This window comes from Haloplanus sp. CK5-1 (genome assembly GCF_037201915.1).
Taxonomy (GTDB): domain Archaea; phylum Halobacteriota; class Halobacteria; order Halobacteriales; family Haloferacaceae; genus Haloplanus; species Haloplanus salilacus.
Map to the genome: position 1 here is coordinate 134,226 of NZ_CP147505.1, position 15,972 is coordinate 150,197.

The 15,972-nt window shown below is 66.4% G+C and carries 16 protein-coding genes; 8 read left to right on the plus strand and 8 right to left on the minus strand.

Going from position 1 to position 15,972, the window contains the following annotated elements; translation table 11 throughout:
• Positions 1-65 precede the first annotated feature (65 nt).
• Positions 66-509, minus strand: a complete 444-nt coding sequence (locus NBT81_RS00715; RefSeq protein WP_338740323.1) for a hypothetical protein — start codon at positions 507-509, stop codon at positions 66-68.
• 61 nt (positions 510-570) lie between these two features.
• Complete coding sequence (locus NBT81_RS00720) at positions 571-1,068, minus strand: DUF367 family protein (protein WP_338740325.1); 498 nt, start codon at positions 1,066-1,068, stop codon at positions 571-573.
• A 90-nt stretch (positions 1,069-1,158) separates the two neighbouring features.
• On the opposite strand from NBT81_RS00720, the gene NBT81_RS00725 reads away from it, so the two are divergent.
• On the plus strand, positions 1,159-1,509 hold the full coding sequence (locus NBT81_RS00725; RefSeq protein WP_338740327.1) for a nuclear transport factor 2 family protein: 351 nt from the start codon (positions 1,159-1,161) through the stop codon (positions 1,507-1,509).
• Here NBT81_RS00725 and NBT81_RS00730 read toward each other — a convergent pair.
• Both NBT81_RS00730 and serS read right to left on the minus strand, forming a co-directional pair.
• Entirely contained in the window at positions 1,506-1,802 is a 297-nt protein-coding gene (locus NBT81_RS00730; protein ID WP_338740329.1) for an amphi-Trp domain-containing protein, read from the minus strand. The genes NBT81_RS00725 and NBT81_RS00730 overlap by 4 nt on opposite strands.
• 79 nt (positions 1,803-1,881) lie before the next feature.
• Positions 1,882-3,267, minus strand: coding sequence for a serine--tRNA ligase (serS, locus tag NBT81_RS00735; RefSeq protein WP_338740331.1), 1,386 nt, complete (start codon positions 3,265-3,267; stop codon positions 1,882-1,884).
• 95 nt (positions 3,268-3,362) lie between these two features.
• On the opposite strand from serS, the gene NBT81_RS00740 reads away from it, so the two are divergent.
• The 3 genes from NBT81_RS00740 to NBT81_RS00750 all read left to right on the plus strand — a co-directional run bounded on the left by NBT81_RS00740 (position 3,363) and on the right by NBT81_RS00750 (position 7,670).
• Positions 3,363-4,259 (plus strand): MBL fold metallo-hydrolase, encoded by an 897-nt coding sequence (locus NBT81_RS00740; RefSeq protein ID WP_338740332.1) that lies wholly within the window; start codon positions 3,363-3,365, stop codon positions 4,257-4,259.
• Positions 4,260-4,368: 109 nt separating this feature from the next.
• Entirely contained in the window at positions 4,369-6,237 is a 1,869-nt protein-coding gene (locus NBT81_RS00745) for a cation:proton antiporter (protein WP_338740333.1), read from the plus strand.
• A 65-nt stretch (positions 6,238-6,302) separates the two neighbouring features.
• Entirely contained in the window at positions 6,303-7,670 is a 1,368-nt protein-coding gene (locus NBT81_RS00750; RefSeq protein WP_338740334.1) for an ATP-binding protein, read from the plus strand.
• A gap of 51 nt (positions 7,671-7,721) precedes the next feature.
• Here NBT81_RS00750 and NBT81_RS00755 read toward each other — a convergent pair whose 3' ends face one another.
• The 3 genes from NBT81_RS00755 to NBT81_RS00765 form a co-directional block, all read right to left on the minus strand.
• On the minus strand, positions 7,722-7,919 hold the full coding sequence (locus NBT81_RS00755; protein WP_338740335.1) for a hypothetical protein: 198 nt from the start codon (positions 7,917-7,919) through the stop codon (positions 7,722-7,724).
• A 73-nt stretch (positions 7,920-7,992) separates the two neighbouring features.
• A complete protein-coding gene (locus NBT81_RS00760) occupies positions 7,993-9,462 on the minus strand; it encodes a methyl-accepting chemotaxis protein (RefSeq protein WP_338740337.1) in 1,470 nt (489 codons plus the stop codon).
• An 83-nt stretch (positions 9,463-9,545) separates the two neighbouring features.
• Positions 9,546-10,562, minus strand: coding sequence for an alcohol dehydrogenase (locus NBT81_RS00765; RefSeq protein ID WP_425498704.1), 1,017 nt, complete (start codon positions 10,560-10,562; stop codon positions 9,546-9,548).
• Between the two features lie 117 nt (positions 10,563-10,679).
• On the opposite strand from NBT81_RS00765, the gene NBT81_RS00770 reads away from it, so the two are divergent.
• Both NBT81_RS00770 and NBT81_RS00775 read left to right on the plus strand, forming a co-directional pair.
• Positions 10,680-12,122 carry a PAS domain-containing protein gene (locus NBT81_RS00770; RefSeq protein WP_338740339.1) on the plus strand — a complete coding sequence of 481 codons (1,443 nt, stop codon included), beginning with the start codon at positions 10,680-10,682 and terminating at the stop codon, positions 12,120-12,122.
• Positions 12,123-12,138: 16 nt separating this feature from the next.
• The gene (locus NBT81_RS00775) at positions 12,139-12,438 is read left to right on the plus strand and encodes a hypothetical protein (RefSeq protein WP_338740340.1); all 300 of its coding nucleotides are present in this window, start codon (positions 12,139-12,141) and stop codon (positions 12,436-12,438) included.
• A 202-nt stretch (positions 12,439-12,640) separates the two neighbouring features.
• On the opposite strand, the gene NBT81_RS00780 is transcribed toward NBT81_RS00775, so the two are convergent.
• The gene (locus NBT81_RS00780) at positions 12,641-13,510 is read right to left on the minus strand and encodes a universal stress protein (protein WP_338740341.1); all 870 of its coding nucleotides are present in this window, start codon (positions 13,508-13,510) and stop codon (positions 12,641-12,643) included.
• 104 nt (positions 13,511-13,614) lie between these two features.
• Here NBT81_RS00780 and NBT81_RS00785 point away from each other — a divergent pair, with 104 nt between their 5' ends.
• On the plus strand, positions 13,615-14,619 hold the full coding sequence (locus NBT81_RS00785) for an AI-2E family transporter (protein WP_338740343.1): 1,005 nt from the start codon (positions 13,615-13,617) through the stop codon (positions 14,617-14,619).
• Positions 14,620-15,059: 440 nt separating this feature from the next.
• Positions 15,060-15,860 (plus strand): SWIM zinc finger family protein, encoded by an 801-nt coding sequence (locus NBT81_RS00790; RefSeq protein ID WP_338740345.1) that lies wholly within the window; start codon positions 15,060-15,062, stop codon positions 15,858-15,860.
• The last annotated feature ends 112 nt before the right edge of the window (positions 15,861-15,972 follow it).

Below are 15,972 nucleotides of genomic sequence, written 5' to 3' on the forward strand. Positions count from 1 at the left end.
AAAAGGCCGTCCGTTCGCACCGACGCGGAGCGACACTCACCTACGCCGCGACCGGCGGGTCGGAGTCACCCTCGTCGGGTGCGGGAGGCGCGCGTCCACACGCGGACGCCGGCGGCGACGAGCAGAATCGCGCCGCCGACGAGCAGGAACGGTTCGGCCCCGAGGACGAACCGGAGGGACTCACCGCCGAGGTCGACCACGGTGTAGAGCCCCGGGTCCTGCGCGTAGTTGAGAACGGCCCGGAACACGTAGAACAGGACGACGCCACCCATCAGCACGGGGACGAGCGCGAGGCGTCGCCACCGGAGGGCGGCGACCGTCCCGCAGACGGCGACCGCCGCCGTCCATGCGAGTAGTCGCTCCTCGTGGTTCGGGTCGCCGTCCCACCCGGTCGTGACGGTGCCTTCGTACCCCGGTGCAACGTGCACCAGCCCCTGATGGACGCCGACGACGATGGCGGCGAAGCCGGCGAGTGCGACGACGACCGGGACGATTCGATCGGTCCGCATACACCCGGTTGGTCGGCGAGAGCGTATCAAACCATATCCGACCATCGGACGGCACGGTCGATCAGTCGTCGTGGCGCTCCAGATACTCCGCTTGAACCGCGACGACCGCCTCGGAGTCGGTACAGTCGGCGTACCGCCGGAGCGGTTCGTCGTTGAGTTCGAGGAACGTCTCGCCCCACGTGAACTTCGAGAGGATGCGTTCGGCCGCGGGGCGGTCACCGAGGATGACCAGACCCGCGGCGAGTGCCTCGACGGTCGTCAACCGGAACGGCCTGCCGAAGTTGACGGGGTTGGCGGCGACCAGATAGGGGAGCGCTCGGTGGTCGCCGGGCAGGGAAAAGCGGGCCTCGCCCGCCGACTCCCACGAGCAGTCCAGCGCCACGAGCGTCCCCGCCGCGTCGGCCGGCGAGAGCGCTCGTTCGGCGTGTGGGTTGAGGACGACCCCGTACGGCGTCGCGCGGTCCGAGCGGTGGAGGTCGACGAGGTCGAACCGCGCGAGTTTGCGGGCGGTGCACTTCTCGGGGTCGTCGTCGCCCGCGTATCGAACGTGCAGATCCACGCCGGAGACAGGCAGTCGACGGACAAAAACGGCTCGGGGTGGGCCGGAACGACGACAACGATTTTGCCCTGTCGCCCCGCAGCGGACGGTATGAACGACGACGCCGGCGGGGACGTGACGGCCGAAGGGACAGTTCGGGCGTTCTACGCCGCCATCGACGACGGGGAATACGACCGTCTCCGGGACCGCCTCGGTCCGGAGTTCGTCCACCGGCGGCCGGACCGCACCCTCGAGGGCCGGGAGCGGTTCGTCCGGTTCATGCGCGAGGAGCGTCCCCGGACCGACACCGAACACGTCCTCGACTCGGTGTGTGTCGGGGAGGGAGAGGCGTTCGCCCGGGGTCGCCTCCGAGCGGTCGGCGGCGACGAGTTGTTCGGCTTCGTCGACGTCCACCGAATCGAGGGCGACCGGATCGCGTCGCTCGCGACGTACACGGACTAGCCGAGCGACGGGGGCGACTCGTCGCCCGCGGCCGACAGTTCGACTTCGACCTCCAGTTCGCCGTCCGGACCGGAGACGTACTCGACCTCGAGTTCGACGGCGTCGCCGTACGCGAAGTCGAGTTCCCAGTCGCCGCCGGTGATCGTCAGGTCACCCTCGCCGGACTGGAGTTGCTCACCGAGTTCGACGAGGAACTCGCCGGCCTCGGCCGCGGTTACGTCGTACTCCTCCTCGAAGTAGTCGTCGGGGTCGGGGTCGGTGCCAGTCGTGTCCTCGGTGGGAACGTTTGCCATAGTAGACGTACGACGCTCGAGGGGATAAATGTACGCTCAAGGGCGAGACGGGAGAGCAACCGATCGCCAACGGCGACGCTCAGTCCTTGTCGCCCGCGCCGACCGCGCTCTCGCCGACCTTCTCGTGGCCCTCGACGACCGCCGTCCCGCCCATGTACGGCCGGAGCGGTTCGGGGACGGTGACGGTGCCGTCCTCGTTCTGATAGTACTCGAGGATGGCGACCATCACGCGCCCGACGGCGGTGCCCGAGGCGTTGAGCGTGTGGAGGTACTCCGCGGACTCGTGGCGCTCGGGACGGTAGCGAAGCCCCGCGCGGCGGGCCTGGAAGTCCTCGAAGTTCGATGCGCTGGAGACCTCGAGCCACCGCCCGCCCCGCTCCGGGCCGTCCTCGGCGTCGGTCCCTGGGGCCCACACCTCGATGTCGTAGGTCTTCGCCGAGGCGAAGGTCAGGTCGCCCGTACAGAGCGTCAGCACCCGGTATGGGAGGCCGAGTCGCCGGAGTACCTCCTCTGCCTCGTCGACGAGGGCTTCGAGTCGGTCGTAGCTCTCCTCGGGTTCGACGAAGTTGACGAGTTCGACCTTGTTGAACTGGTGGACGCGGACGATCCCTCGGGTCTCCGTGCCGTGTTCGCCAGCCTCGCGTCGGAAGTTGGGCGTGTACGCCTGGTGTTTGAGCGGGAGGTCGTCCCGGAGGAGGATGTCGTCGGCGTACATGTTGGTGACGGGCACCTCGGCGGTGGGACAGAGCCAGAGGTCGTCGTCGTCGTAGTCCTCGGTCTCCCCGCCGCCGATCCGGTAGGCGTCCTCGGCGAACTTCGGGAGTTGGCCGGTTCCCTCCATCGACGTGGACTTGACCGGGATGGGTGGGAAGAGGTCGATATAGCCCTGTTCGCGGTGGACGTCCATCATGAACTGGACGAGCGCGTGTTCGAGACGCGCACCGTCGCCTTTCAGGAAGTAGAAGCCCGCGCCCGTCGTCTTCGCGCCGCGGGACTCGTCGATCACGTCGAGGTCCTCGCCCAGATCGTAGTGGGGTGTGACCGTCTCGGGCAGGTCACGCAGGTCGTCGAATCCGTGCCTGCGGTCCTCGACGTTGTCGCTCTCGTCCTCGCCGACCGGGATGTCCTCGTGGGGGACGTTCGGGAGTTCCATGAGACCGGCCTCGAGGTCGGCTTCGAGGTCGTCGGCACGGGACTCGACCTCCTCGAGGCGCTCCTTGAGTTCCGACGACCGCTCGATCGCCGCTTGGGCTTCCTCCTCTTTCCCTTCGGCCTTGAGACCGCCGATCCGGTCGCTGACCTCGTTGCGCTCGTGTCTCAGGTCGTCGCCCTCGCTTTTGAGCGACCGCCACTCCTCGTCGATCTCCAGCAGTCGGTCGATATCGACGTCGGCGGCCATCCCCCGATTTTCGAGGGTTCGCCGCACTTCGTCCGGGTTCTCGCGGAGGTACTGCCTGCTGAGCATTTGCCGGGACTTCTCGCGGCCGCGACAAAACCGTGTCGGGACCGATCGGTGTGGAGCGTCAGAACGCTTTTCACCGCCGCCGTCGGGGTTCGACCATGGCCATCGGCGACCTCACCGCCGTCCCCGACTGTACCGACCTCTACTACGTTGACACGGGCGCGTACGACGTGCCCGGCTACGGCTCCGTCTACATCCTCGACGCCGAGCGACCGGCGGTCGTCGACACCGGTCTCGGGACGAACGTCGACCGCGTGATCGGCGCCCTCGATTCGGTCGGGATCGACGACCTCGCCCTCGTGTTGACGACCCACGTCCACCTCGACCACGCGGGCGGGGCGGGCTACCTCGTAGAGGAGTACCCCACCGCCACGGTCCGAACCCACGAGATCGGCGTCCCCCACCTGATCGATCCCGGACGACTGGTCGCCGGGACGAAGGCGGCCGTCGGCGGCCAGTGGGAGTACTACGTCGACCCGAAACCCGTGCCCGAAGACCGGATCGAGGGGATCGAGGGCGGCGACGCGATCGACCTCGGCGACCGCAGCCTCGACGTGGTCCACGCGCCCGGCCACGCCCCCCACCAGGTGCTCTTCCACGACCGGGCCGCCGACGTGCTCTTCTCCGGGGACGCCGCGGGCATCCGGCCGCCGGGCGCGGAGCGACTCCATCCCACGTCGCCACCCGCGAACTTCGACCTGGAGACCTGTCTCGACGACGCCGCGACCATCGCCGACCGGGACCCGGCCCGGATCTGTTTCGGCCACTTCGGCGACGCACCCTTCACCGGGGCGCTGATGGACGAGTACGAGGAGGTCCTCTCCGAGTGGGTCGAGCGTGTCCGCACGAAACGCGCGGAACTCGGCGACGACGACGCCGTCGTCGAGCACTTCGTCGAGACGGCGGAACCGATCGAGCCGTGGGGGACGCGAAAGTCGCGGGCGGAGCGCCGTCTCAACGTGCACGGCGTCCTGGGCTATCTCGACGCCGAGTGAACGACGCCCGAAGCCAACGTAGTCCGGCGATCGTTTCGGAGACGAGGGAGCGAAAAGACGGGTTTTATCGGCGTCGCTCGTGTCGTCCTGAACGCATGGAGGTGCATCGATGGCAGCCGGCGGCGGGAATCTGATCACGCTGGTCGCCGCCCTCATCGGGGTCGGCGTCGTGGCGCAGATCGTCTCCGACCGCTTCCAGGTGCCGAGCGTCGTCTTCCTGTTGGCGTCGGGGGTGGTGCTCGGCCCGGAGGTGTTGGGCATCGTCGGGCCCGAATCCTTCGGGAACGCGCTCTCCGCTATCGTCGGCCTCTCGGTCGCGATCATCGTCTTCGAGGGGGCCTTCCACCTCCGCATCGGCCGGCTTCGGGAGGCTCCGGCGGCGACGTTCAAACTGGTGACCCTCGGGGCCGTCATCGCCCTCGTCGGGACGGCGGCCGTCGTCCACTACGCCCTCGGCGTGGGGTGGATGATCTCCGCCCTCGTCGGGGCGTTGCTGGTCGCCACCGGTCCGACCGTCATCGCACCGATCCTCGAGGTGGTCCCGGTGCGGAGCCGGGTGGGAACTGCACTCGAAACGGAGGGGATCGTCAACGACGTCACGGCGGCGATCCTGGCGGTGGTGATCTTCGAGGCGATCATGGCCGACGTGCGTGCGCCCGCCGACCTGTTCGCGCTGTTCGCCCAGCGACTCGGGACTGGCATCGTCATCGGACTCGCCGTCGCCGCCGCCGTCTTCTACGCGCTCCGTTACGTCGACCTTTCACCCGGAAACGCGCCACAGAACGCCAGACTCCTCGTGCTCGGCGGGGCGTTGGTGGCCTACGGCGGGGCCGAGGCCATCGCCACGGAGGCCGGCATCGCCGCCGCCGCCACCGCGGGCGTCGTCCTCGGCAACACCGACGTACCCTACGAGGAGGAGATCACCGATTTCAAAGGCGACGTGACGCTGATCGTCCTCTCCTTTGTCTTCATTACGCTCGCGGCGCTGCTCCAGTTCGAGTACCTCCTCGGACTGGGCGTGGGCGGACTGGTCGTCGCAGCCGCCGTCGCGCTGGTGATCCGACCGCTGCTCGTGTTCGTCAGTACGGCGGGCGACCGCTTCACCCGCGGCGAGCAACTGTTCATGAGTTTCGTCGGCCCGCGCGGCATCATCCCCGCCTCCGTCGCGACGCTCTTCGCCGTCGAATTCCGGGCCGAGGGGATGCCGGCGGAGGCGAACGTGCTCGTGGGGACCGTCTTCCTAGTCATCTTCCTCACCGTCGCGTTCGAAGCCGGGTTCGCCAGACGAATCGCGGAATCCCTCGACGTGATACCAATGCGTGTGATCATCATCGGAGCCGGGAGCGTGGGCCGAACCCTCGCCGGCCGGCTCGAAGACCGCGGAGAGAACGTCGTCCTCGTCGAAGAGGACGTGAACAACGTGGAGAAGGCCCGCAACGAGGGGTTGACCGTCCACCACGGCGACGGCACCGACACCGAGGTGTTGCGCTCCGCGGGGGGGGACAACGCCAAGATCGTCGCCGCCACCACCGGCGACGACGACGTGAACCTGCTGGTCGCACAGTTGGCGGAGTCGAAGTTCGGACCCGAAACCACTCTGGCGCGGGTCAACAACCCAAACAACGTCGACGCGTTCGAGGACCTCGGGGTTCGGGCCATCTCCGCCGTCGACGCCACGGCGATGGCGTTCGACGACTACATCGAGCGGCCGTCGCTCGTCAACTGGATGGACGAAATCGGGGAGCGCGGCGACGTACAGGAGGTCGAAGTGACCTCCGAGGAACTCGTCGGCAAGACCCTCTCGGAGATCGGACCGGAGCTTCCGGCGCACTGTCTGATCGCGCTGGTGACCCGGGACGGGGAGACGGTCGTCCCGGACGGCGGGCAGACGATCGAACTGGGCGACCGAGTCACCCTCATCGGCGACGACGAGGCGGTCAAGAAGTCGCTGGCGTTGGTCAACCCCGACGAGGCGTGAGCCGGTCGGTGGGATCGCCGTCCGATCCGACGATCTTAAACGGCTGCCACGAGAACAGCAGAGGGATGAACGACCCGGCTCTCGAAGTCGTGGAGTTTCTGCTGACGGCCCACGTCTATACCGACGACCGGAGCCTCGACGAGAACGATCTCCCGCCCCGCTACCGGCGGGTGTTCTGGACCGACGAGGATGAGGACGAGGGGGACGGGGGCGACGACGTCCCCACCGGCGGGATCGAACGACCACTGGTGGTCACCGACGAAACCGCGCGCCAGGCGACCGGCGTCGAGCGACCCTGGGAGGCGGTGTCGGACCTCCTGTTCACCGAGAAGGAGAACTTCTCCGGCCGCATCTCGCTGACCGAGCAGTCGATGGCGGCCGACTGGATCGTCGATCGGATCGACCGCGAGCGGATCGCCACCAACCCGACGCTCGCGTCGGTCCTCGCCGACCACGACGAGGTCGACGTCACCGTCGCCGAAGCGCGGGAACAGACCCGCCCGATCCACGCAGATCGGGTATGGATCGACAGCCTCCTCGACGCCTACTTCGACGAGGAGGAGGATGCCGAGATGCTCGATCTCGTGCAGGTTCGAGCCCCCGAAGAGATCGAGATGACACTCGACGACCTCGTGCTTACTGAGGATCAGGAAGGCGAGATCCAGAAGATCGTCAAGGCGATCGAACACCGCGACTACCTCGCCGAGATAGGCCTGCGTGAGATAGGCAAACTCCTCTTCGTCGGCCCGCCGGGAACGGGCAAGACGACCGCGTCGCGGGCGCTGGCCCACGAACTCGGTCAGCCGTTCGTCGAAGTGAAACTGTCGATGATCACCAGCCAGTACCTCGGCGAGACGGCGAAGAACGTCGAGAAGACCTTCGAGGTGGCGAAGCGGCTCTCGCCGTGTATCCTCTTCATCGACGAGTTCGACTCGGTCGCGAAAACCCGACGCTCCGACGAACACGCCGCGCTGAAGCGGGCGGTCAACACCCTACTCAAGAGCATCGACGACATCAGCCTGATCCGGGACGACGTGCTGTTGATCGGGGCGACGAATCACCCGGACCAACTCGACGCGGCGGCGTGGCGGCGCTTCGACGAGATCGTCAACTTCCCCAAGCCCGACGTGCAGATGCGGGCCGACATCCTCGAGGTGATCACCCGTCGGATGGATATCGCCGAGTTCGATCCGATGGCGGTGGCCGAACAGACCGAGGGACTCACCGGGAGCGACCTCCGAATGGTGCTCCGCGAGGCGGTGCTAGAAGCACTCACCGAGGAGCGAACGGCGCTCACACAGGAGGATATCCTCGACGCGGTCGCCGACTTCGAGGAACGGGACAACCTGAAGAACATGGACATGATCGACGGCGACGCGGACGCTCTGGTCGCCGGTGACGGTGGGCACGCCGATCACGATCACGACCACTGACGGGCCGGTCGACTGGAGGCCGAGGAAACCCCCCACGCCGACGCGCCGCGCCTACGACGCCCAGTCGGGGCGGTAAGACGGTTCGGGGTGGTCGGGGTCCGACCGAATCAGCGACGAGACGGCGGCCGCGACGGCGAGAAAGGGGAGCACCGGCAACAGGAAGAGGAAACACAGCACTCCGACTCCCTCTCCGACCCGTGCCATGACCAGTTCCGCGAACGACTTTCCGAGGGCTGCACGTCGGTCCATAGTCGGCGGTGCGCTACGACGGTCTACTACTATTTCGTTTCGGTGACGGCGGATGTTGTCGCGGATCGGCCGACTAGTGTCCGTCGCCGCGCAGACGACCGACACACTCCTCGATTTCCGCCACCGTCTCCGTCTGGCGCTGGGCCGAGCGAGCGACCTGCGAGACCTCCTCGGCGACGCGTTCCGAGCGGTCGCGTGCCTCGTCGACCATGGCGGCGATCTCCTCGGCGCTCGCCGCCTGTTCGTCGGTCGCCTCCGACACCTCCTGGATGCCCGCGACGGCCTCCCCGACGGCCTCGACGATCTCGTCGAGTTTCTCCATGCTCGCCTCGACCTCGTCGACACCCTCGTCGATCTGGGCCTCGGTCGTCTGGAGACTGTCGACGGTCCCTTCGGTTCGGTCCTGGACGTCGACGATCATGGACTCGATCTCGCCGGCCTGCTCCTGGGCCTGCTGTGCGAGCGACTTGATCTCGTCGGCGACGACGGCGAATCCGTCGCTGTCGCGGTCGGCGCGGGCGGCCTCGATGTTGGCGTTCAACGCCAGCAGGTTCGTCTGATCCGCGATGTCGTTGATTACTTCGATCACTTCGTCGATCTCGTCGACGGTGTCGCTGAGTTCGTCCACGTCCTCGCGAACGTCCCGACTCGACATCCGGACCGACGACATCACGTCCCGGGCCTCGCCGCTCGTCTCGCTTCCCTCCTCGGCGTGATCGCGGGCCCGCCGACTGGTGTCGGCGACCGAGTCGGCGGTCGAGGCGACCTCCTCGACGGTCGCGCTGAGGTTCGACACCTCGCTGGCGACCTCCTCGCTTTGCTCGGCTTGCTCCGTGGCGATGTCCTCCATCCGGGAGGCGCTGTCGGCGACCTCCTGGGTGATCTCCCGGAGCTCTCGTGTCCGTTCGTCGACGTCTGCCACGAGTTCGTCGAGGGTTTCGCCCATCTCGTTCAGCGAATCGACGACCGCGAGCAGTTCCTCGTCGACGTACTCGTCGGCGGCGAAGTCGGCACGAGCGGCGAGGTCGCCGTCCTGAATGGCGTGCATCGTCGACGTGACCTCCTCGACGAGGTCCTCGATCCGCTGGCGGCGGCGCACGTCCTCGGTGCGGTCTTTCACCAGTTCGACCACGCCGACGAGTTCACCGTCGTCGAAGAGCGGCGACGCGCTGAACGTGATGTGACGGGTGTCGCCGCGCGTATCGGTGAACGTGCTCCGGTCCTGATACTCCGGGAACTCGCCGTCGTCGATCCGCTCGACGTCGAACTGCTGGTGGGCGTCCCGTGGGGCCTCCAGAACCTTGTCGGCCAGCGTCTTCGCCCGGCGACCGTCCTGATACCACGCCTCACCGACCGAGTCGGCCGCCCGAGCGTCGGCCTCGGTACTCCCGGTCAGTTCCGCCATCCCGTCGTTCCAGAGGACGACCTCGTGGTCGGCATCGAGGATGAAGATTGGCGCGCCGATGCGACCGACGATCCGTTCGAACGTCAGGGGGAACTCGCCCGCGTGGCGTTCGGAGTCTGCAGATGACGTCGTAGCCATGGGTAATGAGTATGTCACTCGGACTCGTGGTGATATAGTTGATGGGCTGATTATCCCAATTGATATTCGAACCCGTTCGGCGCTCAGACGTCGAGTACCGCGCGGAATCGGGCATCGTTTTCCATCATCCGCTCGTAGGCCGTGCCGACCTCGGAGAGGGCGAACGTCTCGACGACGGGAGTGATCTCTCGGAGCGAACTGAACTCGAGGGTGTCCTGTGAGTCACGGGCGTGGCCGGAGCCCCACCCCGACACCGCACCACGGGTGCCGATCAGGTGCTGGACGTCCGTGGGAACGGAGTCCCCGGGGAGGCCGACGACGACGGCCTCGCCGTCGGTGCCGAGGCCACCGATCACCGACTCGACGGCGTCGGCCGAGGGCGCCGTCGAGAGGACGACGCGTGCGCCACCGAGGTCTTGCAGCGCCTCGGCGGGGTCGGTCGCGCTGGCGTCGACGAAGTGGTCCGCACCGAGGTCGAGGGCCAACTCCCGCTTGTCCGGACTTCGGGAGACGGCGACGGTCTCGAACCCCGCGGCGTGGGCGTACTGGATGCCGAGATGTCCCAACCCGCCGACGCCGACGACCGCCACCAGGTCGCCGGGGCGGGCGTCGCTGTTCCGGAGGGCGTTGTACGTGGTGACGCCGGCACACAGGAGGGGCGCGGCGTCGACAGCGTCCAAGTCGTCGGGGACGGCAGCCACCGCCTCCGACGGGACCGTCGTGTACTCGGCGTAGCCGCCGTCGAACGTCAGTCCCGTGATGTCGGCGTTCTCACACTGGAGGAAGTCGCCGCGGCGACACGGCTCACACGTGAAGCAGTGGCCGCCGTGCCACCCCGCACCGACCCGGTCCCCCTCACTCCAGGCAGTCACGTCGGCACCGACGGCGTCGACTCGGCCGACCACCTCGTGGCCCGGGATGCGTGGGTAGGTCACGCCGGGGAAGGTTCCCTCGACGACGAACGCGTCGCTGTGGCAGATCCCACAGGCGTCGACCGCGATCCGTACCTCCGTTGGCTCCGGATCGGGGACGTCGCGTTCGACGACGTCGAAGTCGGCACCCGCTTCCGGGACGACAGCCGCCCGCATCGTGTCCGTCATAGGGAGTCGGATGAGACGACGGGGCAAAAACGCGGGGATCCGCGGGTGGTATCACCACTCGCCGGGAGTAGCGGACAAGGCTATAACCGTGGGCGGCGACACCGTGACCACGATAGCATGGGACTGAGCGAGACGGTACTCGAGGCGCTCTCCACGCCGGTCGCCGTACTCGACGGCACCGGACGGATCGTCGACGACAACGCGTCGTGGCGGCGGTTCACGGACCGGGACGATCACCCACTCGTCCCCGTCGAGGAACCCTACCTCGACGGGCTCGCCGCGTCGGACGACGACCGAGCGACGGCCGTCGCGACACGACTCCGCTCGCTCCTCGACGGGAACACGGCGAGAGGGCGTGTGTACGAATCACACGTCGACGCCGACGACGGTGCGTTCGTCGTTCGACTCGGCAGCGTCGACCACGACGGCGACCGGTACGCCGTCGTGACCTGCGTCGAGCGACCGTCCCAGTCGCGGATCGCGACCGACCTCCGCCTGAAGGAACGCGCCATGGACGAAGCGCCGGTCGGGATCACCATCTCGGACCCCGAGCAGGAGGACAACCCCGTGGTGTACGCCAACGCCGCCTTCGAGCGGATCACCGGCTACCCGACCGAGGAGGTACTCGGGCGGAACTGCCGCTTCCTGCAGGGTGAGGACACCGATCCGGAGACGGTCGCGACGATGCGCCGAGCGATCGAGAACTGGAACCCGGTCACCGTCGACGTGCGCAACTACCGTCGGAACGGCGAGGAGTTCTGGAACGAAGTGACCATCGCTCCCCTCCACGACGACGACGGGGAACCCTCTCATTTCGTCGGGTTCCAGCGGGACGTGACCGACCGAAAGCAGGCCGAACGGGAGCTCGAAACCGAGCGCGACCGCCTGGCCGTCCTCAACCAGATCGTCCGCCACGACATCCGCAACGACATGACGGTCGCGCTCGGCTGGGGGAGCGAACTCGCCGAGGACATCGACTCCGAGAACGAGGCGGCCCTCGAGCGAGTGCTGACCGCGGCGACCCACACCAAGGAACTCACCGACGCGGTCGGCGACCTCGTCGGGATTCTGGGGACGACGGACCCGGAACTCGAATCGGTCCGGGTCGATACCGTCCTCCGACGCGAGGTCGAACGCGTCCGCTCGACTTTCGACTACCGATCGCAGTCGCTCACCGTCCGCGGCGACGAGACGCTCCCCGAGACGCGAGTGTGGGCGACGTCGATCCTCGCGTCGGTGTTCGGCAACGTCCTCGACAACGCCGTCTTCCACAACGACAAGGACGCCATCGAGATCGACGTCGACATCGACGTCGGCGGGGCGTCCGCCGTCGTCCGGATCGCCGACAACGGTCCGGGGATCCCGGACGCCCGAAAGCGCGAGGTGTTCGGCCGCGGGGAGAAAGGGCTCGAAAGTCCGGGGAGCGGGCTCGGACTCTATCTCGTCGACAACCTCGTCGACACGTACGGCGGGTCCGTCTGGATCGAGGACAACGATCCCGAGGGCGCCGTCCTCTGTATCGAACTGCGGAGCGCTGACGGACAGTCTTATTTGGATTAGCCGCGGAGATGTCCCCATGAGCAGAGCGGTTCCATCGGGATGGCTGAAGACCGGACGACGCGAGTACGAGAACCGCACCGTCGACGTCGAGGTGAAGTTCCAGCCGACACCCGACCGGGACGGAACCTTCGAAGTGTGGATCGTCGACGAGGAGCGCGAGGCGTCGACGGCCGTCGACAACGTCCAACCGTCGGAGGAGAGCGTGCGCGAACTCGCGAAGGACGTGATGGAGTCGTTCACCGAGGCGTACGACGAGAGCGGGGACGAGGCCGTGGCGCGAGCGATCGATCGGGCAGTCGAGGCGAACAGCGTATAGGTGGGTGCGGGCCCGAGAGCAGCGGTCACCGCCGAACGCGAGCGGGATACGACTACAGCGGAGAGCGTTCTACCGGCCGGTGCCTCCGTGATGAACACCACACCAGCGGTCGGGCGGACCGTCACCGCAAGCGCGAGGTCGTGACGCCACAGGACCGAGTCATACGAGCCCGAAAGACGGACCACACCACTGGCGCAGTCGGCTACGACCGGTCGTGGACGGTGATGACCGGAACGAGTGCCGATCGGACCGTCTTTTCCGCGACGCTTCCGAGGAGGATTCGATCGACTCCACGGCGGCCACTAGATCCCATCACGACCGCGTGGATGTCGCTCGTTTCGACGTACTCTCGGATCACCTCGGCGGGTGGCCCCTGTGCAACGGACGTTTCGACGTGTGGCAGATCGTACGCATCGGCTTCCGCGACCACCTCGTCGACGGCCTCAGTTGCCGGTCGCTCGAGTTCGTCCACGGAGAGCCCAGCGCGAACGTCGGGGCCGACCGAGGAGTCGTCCACGACGGCGAGGACGTGGACAGTGGCGTCGAGTGCCGACGCGAGAGCCAAGCCATGCCGGGCAGCCGCGGCCGACGCAGGGCTCCCGTCGGTCGGCACGAGGACGTTCTCGTACGGGAACGTCAGCCGCTCGTCGGGTTGCATTCGAGCGGTCAGAACGGGGACGTCGGACAGCCGAACCACTTTCTCCGTGACGCTTCCGAGGAGATAGCGCGAGATACCGGTTCGTCCGTTGGTGGGCAAGACGATCAGGTCGTGATCGTATCGTTCGGCGTAGTCGACGATCTCCGGTGCTGGGCTGCCCTGAACGACGTCGGTTCCGTGCGCCACACCGAGGGAGTCGAGCGTCTCCGCGACGTCCCCGACGATCGTCTCGCCCTCCCGTTCCAGTGCGTCGACGACGTCGCCACCGACAACAGTGACGCTGTCCCGAGTCGTATCGGCGACGAACACCACCTGGATCGTCGCCGCAGTCCACTGGGCGAGGTCGGCCGCGTGACGGACGATAGTGGCTGCGTGTTCGCTGCCGTCGACCGGGAGCAGAATGGAATCGTACATCTCACTACCGGTCACTACGGTGAACAGCCACAAATCAGTTCGCACGGCACGGTTCCACCCTTCGACGGAGCCAATTTTTTGACACTGCTCGACAGTTCACGGTTGTGAACCTCAGCAAGGGGTTTCTCCTCGCCCTCGTCGTCACCCTCCTCGGGCTGTCGGCCACACTGGTCGAGCCGTTCCTCCAGTACGTCCTCGGTGCCGTCCTGCTCGCCTACGTGCTCTATCCGCTACAGATCCGTCTCGAGACACACGTCTCACCGATGGTCGCCGCACTCTCGCTCGTGATTCTGGCGGTTGCTGGCTTCGTCGCCCCGTTCGTCGTGGTCCTCGCGACGGTCGTTGACAGTGCCGACCGGATCCTCCGAGACGCCGACACTGACTCGGTGCAGCTCGACGTACTCGAACCCTGGATCGGAGAATTCACCGGCCGACAGGTCGACATCGTCGGGTCGGGGCGGGAACTCGGGACGGTCGTGTTCGAACGGTCGACCCAAGCGTTCGGAACGATCACCTTCCACGTCCTCGGAATAGCGTTAGCGCTCTTCCTCGTCTACTACTTCCTCAAAGACGGCGACGACTTGGTCGACTGGCTCCACCGAACGGTCCCCCTCCCGATGGACATCCAGCGCGACCTCTCCACCGAGATCAACGACGTGATGTGGGGCGTTCTCTTCGGACACGTCTTCGTCGCCGTCGTCCAAGGGATCGTCGCCGGGATCGGACTCGCCGTCGCTGGCGTCCCCAACGCGCTGTTCTGGACAGCCGTCATGATCGTTCTCGCGATGGTCCCGGTCGTCGGGGCGATCCCCGTCTGGGGTGGGGCGGTGGTCTATCTGTATCTCACGGGCGAACCGCTGCTCGCCGTCGGGGTGTTCGTCTACAGCGTCATCGTGGTCGGACTCACCGACGACTACCTCCGTCCGTTCGCCGTCGACAGGTACGCCAAGTTGAATCCAGCCGTCATCTTTCTCGGTATCCTCGGCGGGGCGTACGCGTTCGGGATCATGGGACTGTTCTTCGGTCCCGTCGTCCTCGGCGCACTCAAGACCACGCTCCGCGTCGGCTTGGAGAACTGGTCTCGGATCGACGAGAGGGGCGTCGGCTGACCGTCCGGTCCGTCACGAACGGAGTGGATGGGATCCTCGGGGACGTCGGCAGGGGGACGAGCGTCGAGTGTGACCGTCGCGACTGTGTGGACGATTTCCGGGGGTCACTCCCGGCGTCACGCTGCAACACCTCCCGAAGCGACAGCGTAGCCACTAGTATATGCGGTCGGACACGTGTCCGGAGACGAAGAGTGCGAAGTAGAGACTCCGGAGTTGGACTCAGGGTTCGATCCCAAGCCAAGAGCCCGAGTTAAGGCAGTGTTTCATATAGTACGAAGATTGAAACGAGATGAATTTCGGGGGTAGCCGTATCTCGAGCCCGAATACGAGTCAATCCGAGAGCCGGCACTACTGGTGCGGGGACGGCGGTTGACTGTGGTGGAGGCCATCCACACGACCAGGGAACGAAACGACCTCAGTTCCATAGTACGCCTTGACGGATGAACATCGACGAAACGACCATCCGAAATCTGTGTACCGATGCCGTGTTCGAGCGGGGGCAGAAGTACCGCAACGAGAGACGCATCCAGCGAATCGAACGATTCGACGACGTCGTTACCGCCGTCGTACAGGGATCGTCTCAATACGACGTGACCGTCGAGCTGGGAGAAAAGACCATCGACGCCCGGTGTACGTGTCCCTACGATGATGCTGGCGAGTGCAAACACGTCGTCGCAGTGTTGCTGGACGTTGCCGCCGATCCACCCCAAGACGAGAGCGGACGTGTGGACTCAGTACTCCAAAACGTCTCGGCCGACGGTCTCCGGCCATTCCTACGCGACGTACTCGCCGAACACCCGGCTCTCCGTGATCAGTTCCTCGCACGCTTTGCCGACACCGGCAAATCCGTCGAAGAGTATCGCGCCGAAATCGAGAACCTGTTCGACCGGCACACACAGGACTATCCGGCCGTCACCGACGCCATCGACTTCTCGCACTTCTTCGAGTTGGCTGAGCAGTACCACGAGCGCGAGCGCTACCTGGAAGCCGCGGCCGTCTATCGCGCGCTGTTCGAGGGGATCGACGATAACGAAGTCAGCATCGACGCCGCATACGACCACTACGCCAAAGCCTTGCAGTCTGCCCTCGACGGATACGTCGAGTGCGTGCTCGCGGCCGATTCTGACCAAGACGAGTTCGAGAAGTATATCGGTGCGCTAGAAGATCAAGCGACGTCGGAGCAACCAGCGAACACCGAGCAGTTCTACCGGGCGATCGACGACCTCGAAGAGCGACGATGACGGCCCGGTCCCCCACACGGGAAGAGATTCGGACGCTCTGCTCCGAACGATCCTTGGAGCAGGGAACCACACTGGAACCAAAGTCGGACCCGGGAGTCGACTAGAGACTCCC